The sequence below is a fragment of the Kineococcus indalonis genome (assembly GCF_009906395.1).
In the GTDB taxonomy this organism is placed as follows: Bacteria; Actinomycetota; Actinomycetes; order Actinomycetales; family Kineococcaceae; genus Kineococcus; species Kineococcus indalonis.
Genome location: NZ_JAAALM010000872.1, coordinates 1 through 978, shown reverse-complemented (window position 1 = coordinate 978; position 978 = coordinate 1). Strand labels below are relative to the sequence as shown.

Genomic DNA, 978 nt, shown 5'->3' with positions numbered 1-978 from the left:
GGGCGGCGGGCACCAGGGCGGGCGGGGCGTCGCGGCGGAAGCGCATGAGGCCCTCGGTGCAGGCGCCGCGCACCTCCTCGGGCACGACCTGCAGGAGCCGGGCGGCCAGGCCGCCGAGGGTGACGAGGTCGACGTCCAGGGCGTTGACGAGGCCGCCGGTGCCGCGGCCGAGGGCGGTGCCCGCGGCGCGCGCGGCCGTCAGGGCGTGCTCGTCGCCGGCGGCGGCGCGGTCCAGGACGCGCCGGGCGTAGGAGACGGGGTCGCCGGGGGAGGGGTCGCCGAGGGTGCGGGCGAGGGCGGAGCCGTCGACGGTGGTGCCCCAGCAGCCGCGGGCGCCGCAGGGGCAGCGCACGGCGGGGTCGCCGAAGGGCACGTGGCCGAACTCCCCGGACAGGCCCCGCGCCCCGGCCAGCGGGTGCCCGCCGGTGGTGAGGGCGCCGCCGAGGCCGGCGTCCACGTGCAGGTGCAGGTGCGCGGCGGCGCCGGTGGCGGCGCCGCGGCGGGCTTCGCCGACGGCGGCGAGGGTGGCGTCGTTGCCGGCGACGAAGACGTGCTCGCCGGGGGGCGCGCCGCCGGTGCCGGCGGGCAGGGCGGCGCGCAGGTCGAGGTCGCGCCAGCCGAGGATCGGCGCGTCCAGGACGTGCCCGTCGCGCACGGGTCCGGGCACGGCGAGGCCGAGGCCGCGCACGCGCCCGGGGGAGCGGCGGTGCAGGCGCGCGGCCGCGGCGCGCAGGGCGTGCAGGACGGCGGCGCCGTCGCGGCCGTCGTGGGTGCCGCGCTCGGTGGCCAGCGGGGTGCCGCCGAGCTGGAGGACGGCCACGCGCCAGTCCTCGTGGCTGACGGCGGCGCCGAGGACGAGGGGGCCGCCGGGGTGGGCGACGAGGTGGCGGGTGGGGCGCCCGCGGGTGCCGCTGGGCGCGGCGGGGTGCTCGTCGAGGAGGCGCTCGCCGGCCAGGCGGGCGACGAGGTCGGCGGTGG

Annotated in this window: 1 protein-coding gene; it reads right to left on the bottom strand. The window is 82.7% G+C overall.

Translation table 11 applies throughout. The features are described 5' to 3' along the window. A partial coding sequence (locus GTR00_RS21650; protein ID WP_166613555.1) for an ROK family protein occupies positions 1–978 on the bottom strand: 978 nt, incomplete at both ends.